This window comes from Serratia sp. K1WW1, from assembly GCF_055790865.1.
Window position 1 is genome coordinate 2,131,627 of record NZ_CM147697.1, and the last position, 22,572, is coordinate 2,154,198.

A 22,572-nucleotide genomic window follows, 5' to 3' on the forward strand; every position below is an offset into this window, starting at 1 on the left:
GGCGCTGTAACGTTGAAGTTCGTTCATGGTTTTCTCCTTGCCGAAAAAGAATTGCCGGGGGAGCCGGCAACGCCATCAAAAGTCCCAGCTGATTTTGGCAATCACCTGACGCCCGGCCCCCCAGAAGCAACCGGTATCGGTGGAGTAGCAGCCCATAACTACTTTGCGGTTCAGCAGGTTCTGCGCAGTCAGCTGTACTTTGCTGCCACGTAACGAAGGATCGAACTTGCCGAGCTCATAACGGATTGAGGCATCTATCAGACCATAGCCTCCGGTATTGAACTGATCTTCCATGGTGCCGCCTTTGGTGCCTCCGCTGAAACGTCCGCCCACCGCCAGCCCCAGACCATCAATCGTTGTACCTCTGGGGGCTAGCCAGTCCAGCCACAGGGCACCAAAGGTACGCGGCACACGCAGCGGGGTTTTGCCTTCACGGCCTTGGGTATCCTGCGTGTATTTCACCTGTTGCAGGGTGTAGCTGCCGATCACGCTGAATTGGTCGGTCAGTAAACCCCGAGCTTCCAGCTCCAGCCCGCGCACGCGTATCTTGCCGCCCTGTGTCTGGAAAGCGGTATAGACCGGATCGGTGCTCAGAGTCTTGTCCTGCGTCAGGTTATACACCGCCGCAGAGAGCAGGGTGGTGGTGCCCGGTGGCTGATATTTCACGCCAAACTCATAGAGTTCACCGCGGCTGGGCTTGAAGGGTTTTTGTTCGCGCGAGAGGCCTGCTACTGGTTGGAAGGATTGCGCCCAGGTGAAGTAAGGCGAGATGCCATTGCTGAACAGATAATTCAGACCGATACGACCAGTGGTTGCCTGGTCGTGCTGCTCATAATTCTGACCATAAAGAAAATCTTTGTTGATGATTTTGCTCCAGTCGTGGCGGATCCCCAGCGTGGTACGCCACTGCTGCCAGGCGATCTGGTCTTGCCAGTAGAGACCGGTTTGTGTGGAAGATACACGGCTATCCTGCCACCACGCGGTTGGGCCATACTCCGCCACGCCGTAGACAGGATGGAAGATATCCAGAGATGAGACACTGCCACTGCCGTAATTGGTGTGTCCGCGCATATGATCAACGCTCACGCCAGTCAGCAGTTCATGATTTAACGCGCCAGTGTCGAAAAAACCGTGGATCTGATGATCAACATTGAGGGTGTTGTAACGCTCATCGGAGACTGCGGTATTACGGCTGATGGTGCGCATATCGTCGTTCAGTCCCAACATCACCACCGCATCATAATTCGATGTCTCGCCAAAATAGCGCCCCTTCAGAACCGTTGACCAGTCTTCGTTGAAATTATGGCTATAGCTGTATCCCACCGCCGACTGCTTGCGGCTATAGGTGCTATGGTCCGGCTCGCCAGGATAGGCATCTAGTGGCAGTTTGCCATTGGGATTAGGGAACAGGGTGCCGTAAGCGGGCAGCGAAGTAATGACGCCGAGATCGGGATCGTACTGGAAGCGTGAGTAAAGCGTCAGGCTGTTGTTGTCGTCAGGATTAAAAGTGATTGAGGGGCCCAGCGCATAGCCTTTGAGTTTGGCGTCTTGTTGCATGCCATCGGCGAGATGTCCTGTGGCAACGAGACGGTACAGGACGCTGCCGTTGTCATTCAGCGCACCACCAAAATCCACACCAACCCGGCCGTAATTAGAGCTACCGCCTTCTACTTCGATATGGCGAATGGTCTCTCGCGTCGGCAGTTTGCTGGTCAGTGCGATGACGCCGCCAGGATTGGAGAGGCCGTAAAGCACCGATGCGGGTCCACGCAGCACGTCAACCTGCTCTAGCAGGAAAGGATCGACCTGTTGCACCCCGAATAACAGGCCGTTGGTATTGCGCAAGCCATCCTGAAACACGTCGGAATAACCTGTGTCACCGTAGTTAAGTCCGCGAAGGGTGAATTGATCGAAGGCGGTCACGCCTCCCCACTGTTCCGAGGCCACGCCAGGTGTATAGCGGAGCGCTTCGTTCAGACTGCGTGTGTTTTGATCATCCATCTGCTGGCGGGTGATCACCGAGACCGATTGCGGTGTTTCCACCAGCGGTGTCGCGGTTTTGGTGGCGCTGCTGCTCACTTTGGCGGAAAGCTTGCTGCTGCGTGATCCCTCTTCCTGTGCGATGACAGTCAACGTTGAATTGTTCTGCTGTGCCCAGGTACTTTGCAGTGCGAGAGTAAGGAGTGAAAGACCCGTTACAGCAAGTTGAGTGAGTTTTTTTCCTGCCAAATACAATGTGGTACGTTCCATAGTAATCCCTTGCCAGATAGAAATTTCAGAAAGTATTTTTATGTTTTTGTTGGTAATGATTATCAATATCGTTTGTATTATTGTAATGATATAACATATGCTATGGTCAATAATGAAGCGGAAATTTCAGGTTTTTGTTCAGGGAGAGGCAGGGGAATGAAACAGGGTTTAACCAGAAGAGCACTGATAAAAACGATGGGTATTAGCGCGGGGATCGTGCTAAGCAACGCAATTTTACCGTTGGCATGGGCTGACGACCCCAAGCCTGACAGAGGTGGCGTGTTACGGGCCGCCTTTGCTGGTTCCAGCAATGATTCCACAAGCGTATTGCGATCCACCAATAGCAACATTGATTATGTACGTGCCCGCTTGGTGTGGGACTCATTAGCCGAAATAGACAATCAGCATATCGTTTGGCGCCTGATGGAGTCAGCAGAGCCCAACAGTGATGCCACACGCTGGGCGCTTAAAATTCGCCAAGGCGTCACATTTAGTGATGGCCGTAAACTCACCAGTAGAGATGTGATGTTCAGTCTGCGTACCTGGATGAGCCAGCCGGGTAGCCAGAGTGGCTGGCTGAAACCGCTCGACCTTACCGCCTCGCGCATCGAAGACGATCACACGCTCACGCTGCAGCTGCATAAACCAGTAGGTTCCTTTGATTTATTACTGGCCCAGTCGATCTTCATTTTCCCGGAAAATACGCAGGACTTTAGCGCCGCCATCGGCAGCGGCCCTTATACGTTGCAATCCTGGTCACAGGATAAAAGCGTTTTACAGGCGCGAGCCGATTATTGGGATGCAGATAACGGCGGTCCGTGGCTGGATGAGATACAGCTCTACGCCATCAGCGACACCGCAGCCCGTCTCAACGGTCTGAAAGCGGGGCAGTTTGATTATGTGGGCGGCATGGCGTTGTTAATCGCACGTGCAGAACAGGCCAACCCGGCATTGAAGCTTTGGCACTCGCCGCCATCGGCAATGAGTAATCTGGGGTTCAGCATGAATCTCAGCAAAGCCCCGTTTAACCAGCCTGAGGTGGTGGAGGCGCTGAAGTACGCCATTGACCGTGAAACAATGGTGCGCGCCGTGACCATGGGGCTGGGCGAAGTGGCTAACGATACGCTGGGGGTCGGGCAACCCTGGTTCAATGCGGATTTGCCTGTGCGCCATTACGATCCCGATCGCTCCCGCTCTCTGCTGCAAAAGGCGGGCATAAAGTCTGTCACCGCCACGATCCGTACCAGTGACTATGAATATGGCACCGCTGAAAGCGCCACCTTGCTGCTGCGACAGGCAAAAGGGGCGGGTTTTGATCTTGGCCTGGATCGCGTTCCCGCGGCCGATTACTACAGCGATTTCAATCTGCTGCTCAACACGCCGCTGCAAACCAATCTCTACCGGCCGATGCCGCTGCCGGTCGCGCTGCCGTTTTATTACGGTTCCGCTGCGCCCTGGTCCTTCACCGGCCCCGCGACGCCACAGCTCGAAAGCCTGATGAATGCCATGCAGGCCGCACGCGGTGATGCGTTGCGCCAACGCGTTGCAGATGTTCAGCACTACCTATGGCAACAGGGCGGCGATGCGATCTTTGCGCGCATCCCTTCTGTTGCCGCATCCGCGCCTGGGGTATTTGGCGTTAAAGCGGCGGGCTTCTTCGATTATCCGCTACTGCGCGATGCCTGGCTGCATTCTGCATGATGTTACGCGGCTCGATTAAGCGCTTGCTTTGGCGGACTGCGCAGGCGATCTTAACCCTGTGGTTGGTTTCGGTGATTATTTTCAGTGCCATGTCACTGGTAAAGGGGGATGCAGCCACCCAACGCCTGGCTGGCAAGGGCAGCCGTGAGCAGGTTAACGTCTTACGCACGCAAATGGGGCTGGATCAACCCATCGCGGTGCGCTATCTGTACTGGGCCAGTGGCGTCATACGGGGCGACTGGGGAACCAGCTATCTGAATGACCGTCCGGTCAGTGCGTTGCTGTGGGAGCGCGGGCGTTTCTCACTGGCATTGGGAGCCAGCGCCAGTCTGTTACTGGTGATACTGGCATGTACCGCAGGCGTGTACTGTGGGCTCCATCCGGGAAGTGTCATCGACAGGCTGATCGGTCTGTTGTCGCTGGGGCTGCTGGCGCTGCCTGAGTTTGTTACCGGAATGCTGCTGGTGGTGGCGTTTGCGTTAACGCTGCAGTGGCTGCCTGCATTATCGTTAATCTCGCCAACCCAATCGCTGTGGGCGCAGTGGCCGCAGTTTATTCTGCCGATCCTGACGCTGCTCAGCGTCTCTCTGGCTCAGAACATCAAGTTGATCCGCCTCGGAGTTATCCGCGCGTCACAATCTCCTGCCAGTGAATGCGCGCGCCTGAATGGTGTGGCGGAATCGGGCGTCGTGCTGTACTGGATCCTTCCTGAAGCGCTAGGCCCCTGCTTACCCGTACTGGCGCGTTACATCACCTACCTGTTTGGCGGTGCATTAATTGCCGAAACGCTGTTTGGCTGGCCAGGCCTGGCGGCGGCGTTGCTCAATGCCACTTTGTCACGCGACACCCCAGTGGTGATGGGCATTGCGATGGTGATCTGCACATTGACTGTACTGCTCAATCTGCTGGCCGATTGCCTGACCGCATTGCTGAATCCCGCCGCCCGTCAGGAGGTGCGTTGATGCGTAAACGGCAATATGCGGGATTGGGCGTGTTTTTGCTGGTGGCGTCAATCAGCGTCATTGGCCCTTGGCTGGCACCCCATGCGCTGGATGAGATACTCGATATTCCCTTTGCCGCACCAAGTACGGCTCTCTGGGCGGGTACGGATTATCTTGGTGCCGATGTGTTCAGCCGCGTGCTCGGCGGCGGTCAACAGTTGCTGATACTGGCCTGTCTCAGTGTGCTTCTGGCATGGTTGAGCGGTGGGTTTATGGGAATGGTTGCTGCGTTGCAAGGGCGCTGGATCGATCGCCTGTTGCTGGCCGTGGCCGACGTGTTGCTCAGCATACCAGGCCTGCTGTTGCTGACGTTAGTGGTCACAGTAAGCGGGCGCGGCTACCTGGCTGCGGTGATCGCCGCGATCCTGGTGATGCTGCCGGATATTTTCCGTCTGGTACGCGCCGCCACGTTACAACAGTTGCAGCAAGATTACGTTGAGATGGCGCTCTGTCGCGGCGAGTCGCTGGCATCGATTCTCTGCCGGGAGATTGCACCGAACCTGCTGCCCTTGCTGAGTGCAGATATCGGCATTCGGCTGCTGTCTGCCATCTTTATTCTGGCAACCGCCAGTTTCCTCGGGCTAGCTGCGGTACAACCGCAGGCTGACTGGGGGTTAATGGTCATGGAAAACCGTCAGGGATTGACGTTCCAGCCTTGGGCTGCGCTGGCGCCCATAATCGCGATCCTGCTACTGCTGATACCGCTTAACCTGAGCCTCGATGGCCTGTTGATCGATTCCCGGATGAATGGATTACCGCCCGCTGCCCGGTGTTGCCGTCTAACAGCAATACCGGGAAATGTGCTTGAACTTCAGCAGGTTACGATAAAGCTACCCGAGCAAACGCTGCTCAACTCGCTTTCATTACAACTTAAACCCGGCCAAATTATCGTGCTGGTGGGGGCGTCAGGCAGTGGCAAAAGCACGCTACTGCGCGCTGCGTTGGGGCAGTATCCCAAAAACACCAAAGCGCTGGCGGGGGAAGTTTGGTTAGCGAGTAACGCGCTGTCGTCACTCAATACGCGCGCATTACGCAATCTGCGTGCTCAGCAAGTGGGTTTTGTTCCGCAGGATCCGCGAATAAGCATGATGCCATCACAAACGCTCGGCGCGTATTTACGGTTGATGGCGGCGCGTCGAGGCGTTCCCCCCTTACAGCGCGATAGCCAGGTGAAGTCGCACTTCCGGCAACTGGAATTACCAGACGATGCTGAATTTTTACAGCGCTATCCCCATGAGCTTTCCGGTGGGCAGCGTCAGCGCGTGATGGTAGTGGCCGCCATGTTGGGCTATCCCCCTTTGCTGCTGATGGATGAACCGACCAGCGCACTGGATGCGATCGGCACTCAGGCGGTGATGCAGTGGGTCGCATCCACGGCACGCACTCACAACATGGCCGTGCTGTTTGTGGCGCATGATTTACCACAGGCCAGCCAGATAGCCGACCGGATCCTGGTGATGGAGCAAGGAGAGCTGGTCGAGCAACAAAACACGCAGGCATTTTTGCGTGCGCCGCACAGCCTGGCAGGAAAAAGGTTACTTGATGCCTGGCGACCATTCGCTAACGCGCCGGATACCGCTTCGGCACTGCTGCCCATACTGAACGGCGAAAACCTCAGTGCTGATTACGAGGGCAGAATTGCTCTCGCGCCGATGGCGTTATCACTGGGGCGCGGCGAGACGCTGACCATTGCTGGCCGTTCCGGCGGCGGTAAAACCACATTGCTTCGTGCGCTGGCGGGGTTGCAAAACAACGTCAGCGGCACGCTATCTATGCTAGGCGAGACACTGCCGCTAAAAATCCACCAACGCAGTGGGGCACAGAAACGCCGATTGCAATATGTTGCGCAAAACCCTGCCAGCTCACTTAACCCTTTCTATAGCGTACGGGCGCTGCTGCAACGCCCACTGCATCTGTGCGATCCGACGCTTAATGCAGAGCAGCGTCAGCAACGGATTGAGGAAGCGCTTGGGCTGGTTGGACTTGAGCCACATCTCCTGGTGCGGCGCGCTGCAACGCTCTCAGGTGGGCAGCAGCAACGTGTGGCGTTGGCGCGGGCCTTGATCACGCGCCCTGACATTCTGTTGTGCGATGAAGTCACCAGCGCGGTAGATGGGCCAACGCGGCTGGAACTGGTGCTGCTTTTGCAACGATTGCAGCAGGAGCAGGGGATTACGCTGCTTATCGTTACTCATGATTTAGCGCTTCCCGCCCGATTGGGGGGAGCGTTGATGGTAATCAATAAGGGACTGGTCGTGGAGCAAGGTCGTGCGGCTGAACTGCTGGCCTGTCAAACACATGCGGTGACGCGTCAATTGGTTGAGGCGGCACAACTCACTACAGGTATTCATTGATGACTTCACCCTGGATCCGAACCCTAAGCGGGGGCGTGTCACCTGAATTAAAGCTGTTTTGTCTGCCGCATGCCGGTGGCAATGCCACGCTATATCGCGGTTGGCGTGAGCTGTTACCCGCGGAGATCGAACTCAATGTGATCTGCTATCCCGGCCGCCTGGAACGCTGGCAGCAGCCGATCCCGGTTTCGATGTCGGAACTGGTGCAGGAAGTAACCGCTGCTATCGCCCCCCACCTCGGCGAGAGGTGGGCGATCTTCGGACACAGCATGGGTGCGGTCGTCGCGCATGAAATCGTGTTGGCATTACAGCAGCGTGAATTCCTTGCGCCGCAGCTGCTGGCGGTTTCTGCTCGTGAAGCGCCGCAGTTTCATCGACCAGGCATACTGCATCGTCAGAGCGACGACGCGTTATGCGAGGAGTTGCTGCGGCTGAACGGTACCGATCCTGCTTTACTGGCGCTACCGGAGATGCGCGAACTGATCTTGCCAACGATACGGGCTGACTATGCGCTGATCGAGCAGTGGCAACTGAGTTCAGCACGGCCGCTGGCGTGCCCCATCGCGGTATTCGTTGGTAACGAAGATCCAGAGCTCAATGACCAGCAGGCTGAAGGTTGGGCTGCCTGGACGACGGCAGGCTTCACCCTCGATCGGTTTAGCGGCGGGCATTTTTATTTCAGTGATGACCCACAACCGCTACTCACGCGGTTGTGGGGGCGTTTGCAGCAGATTCAGGCGGTTTTCTGATCCCGCTGCGGTTGGGATTGAGCGGGGCGGATTAGCCACAGTGCCGCCAAGCCGGCTATTGCACTGGCTACCGCCGCCACGCGAAACAGCAGGTTTAATGCATCCACCCAAGCCTGCTGCGCCTGCAGCAGCAACGCGGGAGTGGCGCTAAGCATTGAGAATTGCGCACTGCCGATCGCCTGCAGAGCTGCATCAGGCTGGCTGATACCCGCGGCACTGAGCTGAGAAACAGGCAGCGCTTGCTGCAGCACATGGCTTAGCAACAGGCCAAACAGAGCGATACCCACGGCGGTACCGAGCGGAAAAAAAGTATTAGCGGTACCCGAAGCGACCCCCGCCTGATGAGCAGGCACCACGCTGACGGCGAGATCCATCAGGTGCGGCATCGTCAGACCGGCGCCAGCACCGAGCATCAGTAACAGAGGCAGGATGACCAGCCAGTCACTGCCGATTTGCACACGGCTGCTGATCACAAGCCCAATGGCAACAATAAACATCCCCATAGCCAGCAACACGCGTACCGGGATCCGGCGCGAAATCGGGCCACTTAACCCGGCGGCAATCACCATTGCCAGCGATTGGCTGAGCAAGATCAAACCGGTATGCCAGGCCGAGTAATGCAAGATGCCGCTCAGCCACAGTGTAATAAAAGGCAGCAAGCCAAAACTGAAAATACGACCGGCGAAACTCAGCAAAATTGCGCCGATAAAAGTCGGTATGCGAAACAGGCGCAAATGAAGCAGGGCACGATCGCCGCGCCGGTTCTCTAACCAGAAGAATAGCGCCGCGGTGATCAGCCCGACGGTCAGTGCAAATCGCACCTCGCTTAATGCAGATGAGCCAGATGAAAAGGTCAGAGCCGCATAGTTCAGGCTAAACAGGCAGAGGGTCACTAAAACCGCGCCAGCCAAATCCAGAGGGTAGCGCGGCGGTGGCAGAGGTTTCTCATCAACATGACGTAGGGTGAAGAAGATGATCAACAATCCAATCGGGATGTTAATGGCAAACAACCACTCCCAGCTTGCCCATTGGATCAGCATGCCACCAATTAATGGGCCGGTTGCGGCAGAGATGGCCCCGCCGGCGGCAAATAGTCCTACTGCGGTGGCACGCACCTGCGGCGGTTCTCCTTCACAGGCATTGGCAATCAGCGCCAATGCGGTCCCCAGTACCATGGCACCGCCTGCGCCCTGGATAACGCGCGCAACGATCAACACATCGATGGTAGGTGCAAGGGCACACCCCAGTGAGGCCAACACAAATAATCCGTTGCCGAACAGGAAAATAGAGCGTCTGCCTAGCCGATCGGAAATTGCGCCAGCCAGTAGCAATAGCGCGGCAAAGCTCAATGTGTATCCGTTAATAACCCACTGTAACTGTGCGAGATTGGTGAGAAAATCTTTACCGATTATGGGGAGTGCGATGTTCACCACCGTGATGTCCAGCGTCATGATAGCGGCACTCAATGCTGCCACCAGGGTAGTCCATTTCCGGTTTTTTGCCTGTTTTATATCCGATGACATGTGGCTTTTCCTTGGGTTAATTCAGTTAGTTACGCTTTTCAGTAAAATCAACTCGTGATAATAATTATCATTTACACTTGATGCATGTAACGTTATAACATATAAATATTTCCGGAGGTATGCTGTTCGAACGCTGAGATATAAATTTTCTTAATGGCTTATATGGTGTAATTGAGGGAAGGAGAAGGACTATGGCAAGTACCCTTAAACACAAGGTTTGCACGGACATTGCGCCCTTTCTCCCCGGTGACATGCCGGATCAACTTCCCGATGATTGCGATCTGATCGGTCTCGGCCTCGATTCCCTGGCGATGATGCAACTCGCCGCGATGTGGCGTCGGCAAGGTTACGACGTTTCATTCGCCCGCCTGATTGAACAGCCTCGGTTTGGTGCCTGGCTGGAGATGATGGCGGAGTCGCCTGAGCCAACCGCACCGGCAGGCAGAATGCCAGTGCTTGATCCGCAAGAGAACGCACCTTTCCCGTTGGCTCTGATGCAGCATGCCTATTGGGTGGGCCGCGACAGCAGCCAGCATCTGGGCGGCGTGGCGGCACATTTCTACCACGAGTTCGATTTACCCCAGGTCGATGCCGCCAAGCTGGAAAGCGCGGTGCGTCAGCTGATAGCTCGTCACGGCATGTTGCGGGTAGCAATTCTGGAAGAAGGGCAACAGCAAATCCTGGCGCAAACGCGCTGGTCAGGGCTGAAAGAGTACGATTTACGCCAGGAAGCCACGGACAAGGCAACTTTGCGCCTGGAGGCCATCCGCGCAGCGCTGTCGCATCGCCAACTTAACATTGAGCAGGGTGAAGTGTTTGATGTGTGCCTGACGCACAAGCCTGCCGCCCTCGGTGGAGGCTGTCGCCTTCACTTTCATCTCGACATGATTGCGGCGGATGCCATGAGCCTGCGCGTTCTGCTGGACGATCTGGCTTCGCTCTATCTGGAACCGCAGCGGCAGTTGCCCGCGCTGAAACTCTCTTACCGCCAATACCAGCAACTGCGCACCGCCTGGCTGCAAACGCCGCAGCAGCAAGTGCGCTATGACGCAGACAAGCAGTGGTGGCTGGCGCGTTTAGCGGATTTGCCTGGTGCTCCGGTGCTACCCAGCCCAGGCCGCCTTGATAGCCGCTTGCAGCACAAGGTTGTGCGTCGCCACCGCTGGTTTGATTGCGCAGCGCGTCAGCAACTGGAAGCCAAAGCGCGTGAGCGTCAACTGACATTGCCGATGATGATCGCCGCGGCCTTTGCCGAAGTGCTAAGCCAGTTCAGCGAAGAAGAGGATTTCATTCTTAATCTGCCCTTGTTTAACCGCCAGCAACTGCATCCGAACGTGTCCGCGCTGGTCGGCGATTTCACCTCATCGGTGCTACTGATGTGGCAGGGCAGTCAACCTGGCAGCTTCCTTGAGCGTGCGCATCGCCTGCAACAGCAGTTCCGACAGGATGCAGCGCATGCGCACTTCTCTGGCGTGGAAGTGCTACGCGAAGCCGCACGCGTGCGTGGGCAACCGCAGTTTGCGCCGGTGGTATTCACCAGCGCGTTGGGGCTTGGCGAACTGTTTAGCGAGCGGGTGCAGCAGGCTTTTGGTCAGCCCGGCTGGATGGTCTCACAAGGGCCGCAGGTGTGGCTGGATGCACAAATCACCGAGCTGAATCAGGGCATGCTGGTGAACTGGGATGCGCGCGAAGCCAGCTTCCCGGCGGGCATGCTCGATTTGATGTTCGATCAATTTATTAACCTGATCGAGACGTTGACCGCCAGCGATCAGGCGTGGCAGCAGCCAGTGAAAGCGGCCCTGCCGCAAGCGCAGAGTGCTGTTCGCCAACGTGCCAATGCCACCGCAGCCCCCCTTCCTGAAGAGTGTTTGCACAGCGCGTTCTTCCGCCTGGCGCAGCAACAACCTGATGTGCCTGCACTATTCGGTGCGCAACCGAGCCTAAGTTATGGTGAGGTGGCTGAACGCGCGCGTCGCCTTGCAGCGTATCTGCTTAAGCTAGGTGTACAACCCGGCGAACCGGTGGCAATCGCCTTACCGAAGGGGCCGGAGCAGATTATTGCCGTGCTTGGCGTGCTCGCCAGCGGTGCAGCCTGGTTGCCGCTCAATTACCAGCAGCCGGAAAAGCGGGTCAATGCCATCCTGCAAAATGCCGGTGTGAAACATGTGATTGACCGGCTGCCGGATGACGCTCAACTGCCGGCTCCGGCTCCGGCTCCGGTGGTGAGTGGCGATAATCATCAACTGGCTTACGTGATTTACACCTCTGGTTCAACCGGCACGCCCAAAGGGGTGGAGATCAGCCATCTTGCGGCCAAAAACACCATTGACGCTCTGAATCGTCGTTATCCACTGGGCCGCGCGCTGCGTACGCTGGCGGTGTCGGCACTGAGTTTCGATCTGGCGGTTTACGATATTTTCGCACCGTTGTCGGTGGGCGGCGCGGTGGTGTGCATTGAGGAGGAGAGTTGGCGTGATGCCCAGCGTTGGGTAGCGCTGATCCGACAGCATCAGGTCAGCGTGCTGAACTGCGTGCCTGCTCTTGCCGAGATGGCTTTCACCAGCGCCGCCGCAGATGAGCTGACGTTGCCCCTGCAAATTGTATTGCTGGGTGGCGACTGGGTGCCTCTGGATCTGCCGCAAAAATTAAACGCGGTGGCGCCGCAGTCTCGCTGCATTGCGCTTGGCGGCACCACGGAAACCGCCATTCACTCCACGGTGCAGGAGATCGCAGAGATCCCGGCAAGCTGGCGCTCGGTGCCTTATGGTTATCCACTCGATAATGTGCGCTGTCGGGTGGTGGACAGTCTCGGACGAGATCGCTGCGACTGGGTCAGCGGTGAACTGTGGATTGGTGGCGCGGGCGTTGCGTTAGGCTATCGGCATGATCCGGAACGAACGGCTGAACGCTTTGTGATGCAGGATGGTGAGCGCTGGTATCGCTCCGGCGATTTGGCGCGCTATCACGCCGATGGCTCGCTGGAGTTTCTTGGTCGTCGCGATCATCAGGTGAAAGTACGTGGCTACCGCATTGAGTTGGGCGAAATCGAATCTGCATTAATGGCATATTCAGGCGTGGAGCGTGGCATTGTGATGCTCGATGATAACCACCGTCTGGTGGCTGCCTTTACCGCCAACCATAGCTGGGAAGATTGCGCAGCACTGCGCCAGCATCTGCAACGCTATTTGCCGCAGGAGATGGTGCCCGAACACCTGGTGGCGCTGCCTGAGTTACCCTTGAGCAGCAACGGCAAAATCGACCGCAGCGTATTACGGCAGCTTTTGGCTGAGCATGTGTCGCAACGCGATCAAACGGATGATGCGGCGCTGCCAGGTGTGGAACAGCAGGTTGCGGCGATTTGGCAGAGCGTGCTGGGCAAGCTGCCTTGCCGTCAGGATAATTTCTTCACCTTGGGGGGCGATTCCCTGCTGGCAACCCGTTCCATTGCCGCATTGCGTCGTGAGGGTTTCAGCGATGTCACGCTGTCACAACTTTTCGCCCAACCGGTGCTGGCCGCATTCTGCCAGACGTTGCATAGCAGAACGTCGGCAACGGTAGCGCAGGCCATTACCCATGACGCGGCCGGTCGCTATCATGCCTTTCCGCTTACCGATGTGCAGCAAGCCTACCTGTTTGGCCGGGAAAGTGAGTTTGCCCTCGGTGGCATTGGCTGCACCTTCTATCGCGAATTCCAGGTGGAACACCTTGATGTGGCGCGCCTGGAAATCGCCGTCAATCAACTGATTGCGCGTCACGACATGCTACGTGCCATATTCGATAACGGCCGGCAGCAAGTCCAAAAACAAGTGGCGCACTACCGCATTCCGCTGTTCCAGCAGCGGGGCGCGGATAACGTCGCACAGCAACGTGAGGAATATGCCTCACGCAGTTTCGATCCCCAGCACTGGCCACTGTTTAGCGTGAGCGTGGCGCAACAGGATGGCAGCAGCCGGGTGGCAATTGCCATTGATAACCTGATCCTCGATGCGCTCAGCATCCTGTTGTTTTATCAGGAACTGGATGCGCTCTATCACCAGCGGCCTATGCCCGAAGCGCCGACAATTCAGTTCCGCGATGCGCTGTTGGCACGTCTGTCGCAGCATAATCAGCACGGTGACGCCTGGGCCTGGTGGCATCCGCGTCTTGCAGAACTGCCGTTGGCACCCCAACTGCCCTTGGCTGTTTCGCCACAGACCATAACAACCCCACAATTTACCCGTTGCGAACATTGGCTGGACGCGCAGCGCTGGCAACAACTGTCGCAAAAAGCGCGCCAGCATGGCGTTACGCCTTCAGCGGTGATGCTCAACGCGTTTGCCACAGTACTTCGCCGCTGGTCCCATCAGCCCGACTTCACGCTTAATCTGACGCTGTTTGATCGCCCACAAGGGCACGAAGATATCACCCGTGTGATGGGCGATTTCACCTCGCTGGTGCTGGTACCGTGCCGCCAGGCCAATGGTGGATGGCTGGATGAGATACGCCAGGTGCAGCGCGATATGTGGGGGGCGCTGGATCACCGTTCAGTTTCCGCCATTGAGGTGCTGCGCGAACTGGCGCGTCTGCATCAGGAGCCGGAACTGGTGATGCCGGTGGTATTCACCAGCGCGTTGGGCTTGGGCACAGCAGTGGGGGAAGGAATATTCAGTCGCGCCGTTTATGGGTTGTCGCAGACCCCCCAGGTGTGGCTCGATCATCAACTGACCGAACAGGCTGGCGGCGTCTTGCTGGTGTGGGATGCCGTTGAGGCGTTGTTCCCGGCGGGCATGCTGGACGCAATGTTTAGTGCTTATCAACGGTTGATTGATCACCTGTGCCTGACTTCCTGGCAGCAACCGCTGCCCGATTTGCTGCCAATGGCGCAGCGCCAGGTACGTCAAGCCATTACCGCCGCTGCACATCAACCCTATGCGGCACAAACGCTGCATCACGCCTTTTTTCAGCAGGCCGAACAGACACCGCAACAGGTCGCGCTGATTTGGCAGCAGGAGCAGCAGATATTCCAGCTCTCCTACACTGAACTGGCAGAGCAGGCGCTGAAACTGGCGCACTGGTTGCAATTGCAGGGCACTTTGCCGGGCGATCGGGTGGCGATCTCGTTACCGAAAGGGCCGCAGCAGGCGATCGCCGTCCTGGGCGTACTGGCCGCGGGGGCAAGTTGGGTGCCTGTCGGCATCGATCAGCCCCAGATGCGCAAAAACGCTATCTTAAAGCGTGCCGAGGTGCGATTGCTGCTGGATCCACAGACACCGCTATTGGGCCAGGCAGCGGTTCAGGCGGAATTCACCGCGCTGCCACAACCGGTGGCGATCGATGTGCAGCAGTTGGCGTACATCATCTTTACCTCCGGTTCCACTGGCGAACCGAAAGGGGTGGAGATGCGCCACGCTGCTACCCATAACACCTTGCAGGATCTGCGCCAGCGGCTGGCAATGCAGCCGCAGGATCGCGTGCTGGCACTCTCTGCTCTCGATTTTGATCTTTCCGTGTTCGATCTGTTTGCACCGCTAAGCTGTGGTGCTGCGCTGGTGATGGTGGATGAGGCCTACCGCCGCGATGCGGCGCACTGGTTGAGCCTGATGCAAAAGCATCGCGTCACCTTGTGGAACTCCGTACCGGCATTGCTGGAGATGCTGCTGACATCAGCGCGTGATACCACGCTTCCTGCACTGCGTGCAGCGCTGATTTCCGGTGACTGGATTGCGTTGTCGCTACCTGAGCGATTGCTACACACTGCGCCAGATTGCCGTTTCCTGGCGTTGGGTGGTGCCACGGAAGCGGCCATCTGGTCTAATATCTTCCCGGTTACGGCCGTCGATCCTGACTGGCGATCCATTCCTTACGGCTACCCGCTCGGCAACCAGCGTTGGCGCGTGGTCAATCATGCCAATGCCGATTGTCCGGACTGGGTTGAGGGTGAGCTGTTGATTGGCGGCGCAGGGCTGGCTCGCGGTTATCTCGGCGATGCTGCGATGACAGCAGCTCGCTTCCCGCAACTCGAGGGTGAACGTTGGTATCGCACTGGCGATCGGGGCCGTTACTGGCCTGACGGTACGCTGGAGTTTTTAGGCCGCCTTGATACGCAAATGAAACTGCGTGGTCATCGCATTGAAGCGGGTGAGGTCGAACAGGCGTTGCAGATGCTGCCGGGCGTCGATCAGGCTACGGTATCGCTGTGGCACGATGGTGTGACACCGCGCTTGATGGCAGCGGTAGCACCCCTGACACCAGCCGCTGCCGAACAGTTCGAACCGTTCAATCCTAACGACGCTCAGCGCAGTCTGCTGCAGTATGAATCTGCGATTGCTGAACAGATCCTGATTGAGCTGCTGCAACTGCCGGCCGAGGCGGGCGTAATCTGGCAGGTGCAATCTTTGCAGCCTGATGAGAAGGGCAGACAGATCCTGCAACTGTGGCTGAGCTGGCTCCAGTCGCGTGCCTTATTACAGCCGCAGGGTACGGCCTATATCGCCACAGAGAAGCTGGCGGCTGCCAGCGCCACCTCGCAACCAGCTATCCCGCTGATAATGGAAGCGCGAAATCGCTATGCCAACTGGCGTGCCATGCTGCGTGGCGTGCAGGATAATGCTGCGTTGCTGACGGATGCGATCTTCAGTCCCGCCAGCTTATCCGCCTCAGACGATGAGACACGGCAATGGCTGTTGCAACTGGCGTTGCATATCCAGAACATGCACCGTCAAGGCGGTACACCCATTCATATTGTGGAGATCAACGGTGCCTGTGGGCAGCACAGCGCCGTGTTGCTGGCACACCTACCGCAGGGCAGCATCCACTACACGCTGCTGGAGTCGGCACCGCTAGCTTTGGAGCAGGCGCGGGTGCGTCTTGCCAACAGCGGACATCACATCGATTTCATGCTGCTTAATGAACTCTATCTGACAGAAACACTACAACACTCAGCAGATATCGTGCTGGCGGCCAATGCATTGCATCGCTATGCGCAGCCCCTGCATGGTCTTATTGCCGCGCGTCAATTGCTTAAGCCAGATGGCGAACTGTGGATGATGGAGCGCCAGTGCCTGACCCCGCTCGCCAGGGTCAGCGCCGGACTGCTGGCGGGAGGCTATGGCAGCAGTGGTAAGGATCCGCTGCGTACTGGCTCGGTCTGGCAGCAACGCGCGCAGGGCACCGGTTTCCAACCGATCTCGGTGAACGATCACGGTCTGGCCTCTACCTTGACCCTGAGCCAATCGCATAGCCATACGCTGGCCGAAAACTGGCCAAGCCTATTGGCTGAACGACTGCCCAAAGCGATGGTGCCGGAACGCCTGGTTTTGTTGACACATCTGCCGCTCACTGCCAACGGCAAAGTCGATCGTAAGCGTCTGCAAGCGCTGTATGACAACCTGCCAAAGCAGCAACAGCAGGACAAGTTAAGTCACACCGAAGGGCAATTGGCACAGCTGTGGTGCGCATTGCTGGGGATCGCGCCGGGCATTGGTCGTCAGCAAGGCTTCTTTGAGCTGGGGGGTGACAGCTTGCTGGCAACGCGGCTGATCAACAGTATCCGCGATGAGTTTGCCGTCGAGATGGCGCTGAGGAAAATCTTTAATGCCCCCAGCCTTGAGGCAATGGCTGCAGAGATTGAGGCACAGCAGGCTGCGGCGGCATCCATGGAAGGAGGTGTACTGTGATTGGCATTCTTGGTGGATTTGGGGCAGTGGGCAGCGAAGTGGCGCGCCTTCTGCACTTGTGGGGCGAAACCTCGCTACGCGTCGGTGGGCGTCATCCACAGCCAGTGCCTTGGGCACAAAGTTGCTATGTCGATGTCAGCGATGAAGAAAGCCTGATGACCTTCGCGACGGGGTGTCGGCTGATTGTGAACTGTGCCGCGCCCTCTGTACGCCTGTCACAACCCGTAGCGAACCGGTTGTATGCTGCCGGTATTCCGTTGGTGGATGCGGGCGGCATTGACTGTCCGTTACGGTTAACGCGGCCTGCAGGGATTTGTCCGCGCAGTGCACTGTTTGCCGCCGGTGCGCTGCCGGGATTATCCGGCATTTTGCCGGAGTGGCTGGCGAGCACGTTGGAACGCGTCGATACGCTGCATTGTTGGTTTGGCGTGTTTGATCGTTTCACGCGCGGCGGGGCAGAAGATTACCTGGATGGTGTGCTGCGAGCACTGCCGTCACGCCATGCTTTGCAGCATCGCCAGTCCAACGTCAGCCTGCCGTTTTTTCCGCGCCCGGTGCAGTTACAACCTTACGATGATCAGGAGTCACGTCGTGTTACCGACCGTTTAGGACTTCGCCATAGCCACTGGTATCTGGCACTCGACGGTGAACACCTGGCTCGGGCGCTGGAAGCGGCGCGTGCCTTGCCACGTGAGCAGGTAATTCAGGCCGTGATGGAGGGATCCGCACTGGATGTCGCAGGTCGACAGCCGTGGGTCAACTTCCTGATCCAGGTCGAAGGAATGCGCCAGGGCAGCAAAACCACCTCGACCCTGTTACTGAAAGCTCCCGGTATTGCCCAACTGACAGCAGCCTGTGCGGCAGCCTGTGCCAAGTGGTTGCTGAAGTGCCCCGAACCTGTGGTCGGCCTGGCCGCCGAGTGCATCGATACGGAAGCCTTTATGCTGTTGTTCTGCCGCGAGCAGACCGGCATTGATATCGAGCTGTTTGACGGCGGTATTGAGCAACTGAGTGAGATGAGAGGAGGTGTGCTGTGAGAGCCTCTCCGTTAAAGGTGCTGGTGTGTGGCTCTACCTTTGGTCAGTTCTGGCTGGCTGCGCTGAAACGTCATCCGCAACGCTTTACCGTTGTGGGGTTGCTGGCGAGCGGCAGTGCGCGCAGCCGAGACTGTGCGGATCGCCATCATATTCCACTCTACACCGAGTTGGCGTCACTGCCAGAGGATATTGATCTCGCCTGTGTGGTGCTGCGTGCAGCTGTGATGGGTGGCGTAGGCAGCGAACTGGCGCAGCAGTTGATGGCAAAAGGGATCCACGTGATCCAGGAGCAGCCAGTACACCACGATGAGGTGGTGGCCAACCTGCGCAGCGCACGACAGCACGGCGTGCACTATCGGATCGGTAATCTCTATCCGTATCTGCCAGCGGTGCAGGAGTTTAGCCAGGCGGCACAGCGCTTGCTGCGGCGGCAAAAGCTGCAGTTTATTGATGCAGCCTGCGCCAGCCAGGTGGCTTTTCCGTTAATCACTATGCTGGCGCAGGCGTTGGGTGCAACACGCCCGTGGCAATTCAACGCACAGGCACAGCCGCCGGATGCCCCGTTCCAGATGGTGCATGGCGTGATTGCCGGTATTCCGCTGACGCTGAATGTCCATAACGAAGTGGATCCGCAGGATCCCGATAACCATTTCCAGTTGCTACAGCAAATCACCCTGGGCTTCCCCGCAGGACGACTGTCGCTGGTTGATACTCATGGCCCGGTGTTGTGGCGCCCACGCCTGCATATCCCGGATGCGGTAAAACGCGACCATGACTTCAACAGCCCGCAGTCGGCGCATCTGATGGAGGAGATCAGCACTATCATTGGAGAGGGTCAGAGCGAGAGCTGGCGCACCGCGCTGACAGAACGCTGGCCCGTCGCCATTGCGCAGGATTTACTGGCGCTGGCAGAAAGCATTCAGAACAGAGATGCACCGCACTGGAGTCCGCAATCGTTGCTGACGCAGTGTCAGATGTGGCAGGCGCTGATGAAGGGGCTAGGCTATCCACGCCTCAAGCCCGGCCAGCAGTTCCAGCCGCTGGCGCGCAGTGTGCTGCCTGCTACAGCTACCACCAGACCGAATACCACAACTACCCAGCCGCGGAGCTTCACCCAGCGGGCAGAGTTACTGATTGCAGCTATCCAGACGCGTGAAATAACCGAGTTTGTCGCTCGTATGGATGAGGCTTGCCTCAACGCCATGCTGTTCAGCCTGCAACAGGGCGGCGCTTTAGCGCAACCCAATCAAGGCAGCAACCTGGCCGGGATACTTCAACAGTTGCAGGTCGCAAGCCAGCACCATGCCTTAATCGGACGCTGGCTACTGCTGCTGGCCGATGCAGGGCTGGTGATCCAGCACGACGCGCATTACTTCAGCCGCCGTTTTATCAGCAGCAGCGAGCTGCAACGCAGTTGGCAGGCGGTACATGAGGTATGGGATGACCGCCTCGGCTCCAGAACATTTATCGATTATCTATGGCTTAACGTGGAAAAACTGGGTGAGCTAATGCGTGGTGAGCAGCAGGCCGCCTTGCTGCTGTTCCCGGAAGGGCGCAACGACATCGCCGATGCGGTCTATCGCCATACCATCACAGCCCGCTACCTCAACACCTTGATCGCTGACTGGATACTGGCGGAACTCAGGCAGCGCACCACGCCACTACAGGTGCTGGAGATTGGCGCGGGCACCGGTGCCACTACCGAGCGGGTACGCGAGCTGCTGTACGAGGTTTATCGTGAGGCACCGCCGTTGCACTGGCTGTTCAGCGATGTGTCGCGCTTCTTCCTCGTTAATGCCCAGCAGCGCTATGGCCATCTACCGTGGCTCACAACCGCGCTGCTCAACATTGATCAGCCCATGAGCGAGCAGGGTGTGGCCGCAGGCTCGCAGGATGTGCTGGTGATGGCGGGGGTACTGAACAATGCGCACAACAGCGAACAGACCATTCGCTGGCTGGCCGAGGTGTTGCGCCCCGGCGGTGTCATGCTGATCACCGAACCGACGCGTGAACATCTGGAAATTCTCACCTCGCAGGCTTTTATGATGCCGCCACCGCAGGACGATCGACAGCGCAGCGAACAGCGTTTTCTTTCGTCTGAACAGTGGCAGGACCTGTTCAGACGTGCGGGACTGATATGTACCTTCTGCCTGCCGGGCGAAGGGCACTTGTTGGCGCCGCTTGGGCAACGTCTGTTTATCGTGCGCAGGCCAGTTGATGCTTAAGTGCAGCCATATTTTGTGCAAGGTCGATAACATTCGCGATGCTGTCGCGCAGCTGGAGCAGGCCGGTTTCAGCGTGCAATGGGGCGGCGATCCGGCGCATGCGCACAATGCGCTGGTATGGTTTGAGCAGGGGCCTTTCCTGGAGTTCTTTGAACTGCCGCGCTGGTTCCGCTGGCTGAGCCTGCCGTTTGGCTGGCGCTTTGGTCGCAGCGCCGGACAGCGCCTGGAAGGTTGGGCACTGGCCTCTGCCGGTTGGTGCGATGTGGCGCTCGAGCCCATGCATTATCAACCACAGGATCCGCTCAGTTTGGTCAGCGTTAGTCATCATCTGCGTCAGCAGGCGCTGGTCGGTTCGCGCATCGTCAAAGGCAACCGTCGTTCGGTACTGGGCGAGAAAGTGCACTATCGCTTTATGACGCCACGTGGCAATCACTTGCCCTTTATTGTCTCCCACTATCACCCACAGCAACGCCCCTCGCGTGTGAAACACGCCAACGGCGCACGCGCGGTGGCCCGTGTTGATTTCCATTTGCCTGCGGCTAGCCACAGGCATCTGCAACGTTTGTTACCCACCGACAAGTGGCTGAGCAGCCATCACAGCAAGCGGCGCTATGTTAGTGGCGTCACGCTACAGGGCTGGCAGGCGCTGCCGGAGACTTCTGATTTCATCCATTCGTTATTTACTTTGCCGCAGGAGATGTGATGAGCGAGACGTTTACCCTCTTACAGCAGTCTCTGGAAGGTGACTTGCTGTTGCCGCAACACGCGGAATATGACGCCGCACGGCGGGTGCGCAATGCGCGCATTGACTGCCATCCTGCCGCCATCGTGCGCTGTATCAGCGTGAATGATATCCAGCAGGCCCTGCAACTGGCTGCGCAACGGGATCTGCCAGTGGCGCTGCGCGGCGGCGGTGCACACGTTGCCGGTTACGGCACCTGTCAGGATGGCATGGTGCTGGATCTGTCGCGCATGAAGCAGATTGCTATCGACCCGATCAAGCGGTTGGCGCACGTCGCACCCGGCGTAACCTGGGGAGAATTGGATGCTGCGACCCAGGCACATGGCCTGGCCGTACCAGGCCCGCGTAATCCCACTATCGGTATCGCCGGGCATACGCTGGGGGGCGGTGTTGGCGATCTGTCGCGCCAGTTTGGCCTCACCAGCGATAATCTGCTGAGCTGCGAACTGGTGACCTTGGCGGGAGAAGTGTGCGAGGTCAATCAGGATCGTGATGCCGAACTGCTCTGGGGACTCCGCGGTGCAGGCGGAAATTTTGGCGTGGTATCGCGCTTCACCTTTCAACTGCATCCAGTGGAAGGGGTGGTTGCTGGCGTGCTCGCGTGGCCAGAGAGCGCTATCCCTGAGGTATTGTGCCGGGCGCGTAGCTGGCTGGCTCAGGCACCAGAACAGGCCTCTCTGATTGCGCTGGTGTGGACTACGCCGCCGCTACCGTTTCTAGCGGAATCGCTGCATTTTGAGCGCAGCATCATGCTGATCCCCACTTGGTTTGGTGCGCCGGAAGAGGCCGAAAGCGTGCTCGGACCGCTGAAGGCGGGGGCGCTGTGCGATACGCTGCAACCTATGCGCTATGTCGATTATCAGCGCCTGCTGCCCTCTGCAGCCAATTACCAACAGCAACATGTCTACAACCGGGGCGAACTGTTGCGTGAGCTGGACGATACTACCCTGGATCAGTTGCTGGCTCTGTTTGATCGTTCCGGCCCGAATTTCTCACTGGTGTTTGGCGCACTTGGCGGAGCCATCGCCCGTGCACCGGCGGATGCCAGCGCTTTTGCGCATCGCGATGCAAACTGGTTTGTTGAAGTCTGCGCCCAATGGTATGGCGAGGCGGACAACCGGCAAATGCTGGCACCGGCCATCGAAGCCTGGCAACTACTGCAAACGGTGAGCTGTGGCCCTTACGCCAATCTGCTGCCCGATCATGAACCGCGCTGGGCACAAGCCGCTTATGGCCGCAGCTGGATACGGCTGCAGGCGCTAAAGCAGCGCCTCGACCCCACCAATCGTCTGCGTTTTAACGTCAATATTGCGCCCGGTCGTCCACAGTGATGGC

The 22,572-nt window shown here is 57.9% G+C and carries 11 protein-coding genes; 9 read left to right on the forward strand and 2 right to left on the reverse strand.

The window, feature by feature from the left end:
• Nucleotides 1–75: 75 nt before the first annotated feature.
• Nucleotides 76–2,250, reverse strand: coding sequence for a TonB-dependent siderophore receptor (locus ACX9GU_RS09645; protein WP_473194593.1), 2,175 nt, complete (start codon nt 2,248–2,250; stop codon nt 76–78).
• Nucleotides 2,251–2,406: 156 nt separating this feature from the next.
• Between ACX9GU_RS09645 and ACX9GU_RS09650 the strand changes: the two genes are divergently transcribed.
• From ACX9GU_RS09650 to ACX9GU_RS09665, 4 genes are read left to right on the forward strand one after another with little or no spacing between them, the layout of a single operon-like run.
• Nucleotides 2,407–3,951, forward strand: coding sequence for an ABC transporter substrate-binding protein (locus ACX9GU_RS09650; protein ID WP_473194594.1), 1,545 nt, complete (start codon nt 2,407–2,409; stop codon nt 3,949–3,951).
• Nucleotides 3,948–4,913, forward strand: a complete 966-nt coding sequence (locus ACX9GU_RS09655; protein WP_473194595.1) for an ABC transporter permease — start codon at nt 3,948–3,950, stop codon at nt 4,911–4,913. Before ACX9GU_RS09650 ends, ACX9GU_RS09655 begins: the two co-directional genes overlap by 4 nt.
• Nucleotides 4,913–7,306: an ABC transporter ATP-binding protein/permease gene (locus ACX9GU_RS09660; protein WP_473194596.1), complete on the forward strand. Its 2,394-nt coding sequence runs from the start codon at nt 4,913–4,915 to the stop codon at nt 7,304–7,306. The genes ACX9GU_RS09655 and ACX9GU_RS09660 overlap by 1 nt, the downstream gene beginning before the upstream one ends.
• Nucleotides 7,306–8,055, forward strand: coding sequence for a thioesterase II family protein (locus tag ACX9GU_RS09665; RefSeq protein ID WP_473194597.1), 750 nt, complete (start codon nt 7,306–7,308; stop codon nt 8,053–8,055). Before ACX9GU_RS09660 ends, ACX9GU_RS09665 begins: the two co-directional genes overlap by 1 nt.
• Here ACX9GU_RS09665 and ACX9GU_RS09670 read toward each other — a convergent pair.
• Nucleotides 8,040–9,578, reverse strand: coding sequence for an MFS transporter (locus ACX9GU_RS09670; protein WP_473194598.1), 1,539 nt, complete (start codon nt 9,576–9,578; stop codon nt 8,040–8,042). The two genes, ACX9GU_RS09665 and ACX9GU_RS09670, sit on opposite strands and share 16 nt — an antisense overlap.
• Before the next feature lie 191 nt (nt 9,579–9,769).
• Between ACX9GU_RS09670 and ACX9GU_RS09675 the strand changes: the two genes are divergently transcribed.
• The 5 genes from ACX9GU_RS09675 to ACX9GU_RS09695 are packed head-to-tail and all read left to right on the forward strand — an operon-like array spanning nt 9,770 to nt 22,568.
• Nucleotides 9,770–17,233: an amino acid adenylation domain-containing protein gene (locus ACX9GU_RS09675; RefSeq protein WP_473194599.1), complete on the forward strand. Its 7,464-nt coding sequence runs from the start codon at nt 9,770–9,772 to the stop codon at nt 17,231–17,233.
• Nucleotides 17,230–18,270: a hypothetical protein gene (locus tag ACX9GU_RS09680; protein WP_473194600.1), complete on the forward strand. Its 1,041-nt coding sequence runs from the start codon at nt 17,230–17,232 to the stop codon at nt 18,268–18,270. Before ACX9GU_RS09675 ends, ACX9GU_RS09680 begins: the two co-directional genes overlap by 4 nt.
• Entirely contained in the window at nt 18,267–20,495 is a 2,229-nt protein-coding gene (locus tag ACX9GU_RS09685) for a Gfo/Idh/MocA family oxidoreductase (RefSeq protein WP_473194601.1), read from the forward strand. Before ACX9GU_RS09680 ends, ACX9GU_RS09685 begins: the two co-directional genes overlap by 4 nt.
• On the forward strand, nt 20,488–21,198 hold the full coding sequence (locus ACX9GU_RS09690) for a VOC family protein (RefSeq protein ID WP_473194602.1): 711 nt from the start codon (nt 20,488–20,490) through the stop codon (nt 21,196–21,198). Before ACX9GU_RS09685 ends, ACX9GU_RS09690 begins: the two co-directional genes overlap by 8 nt.
• Nucleotides 21,198–22,568 carry an FAD-binding oxidoreductase gene (locus ACX9GU_RS09695; protein ID WP_473194603.1) on the forward strand — a complete coding sequence of 457 codons (1,371 nt, stop codon included), beginning with the start codon at nt 21,198–21,200 and terminating at the stop codon, nt 22,566–22,568. Before ACX9GU_RS09690 ends, ACX9GU_RS09695 begins: the two co-directional genes overlap by 1 nt.
• The last annotated feature ends 4 nt before the right edge of the window (nt 22,569–22,572 follow it).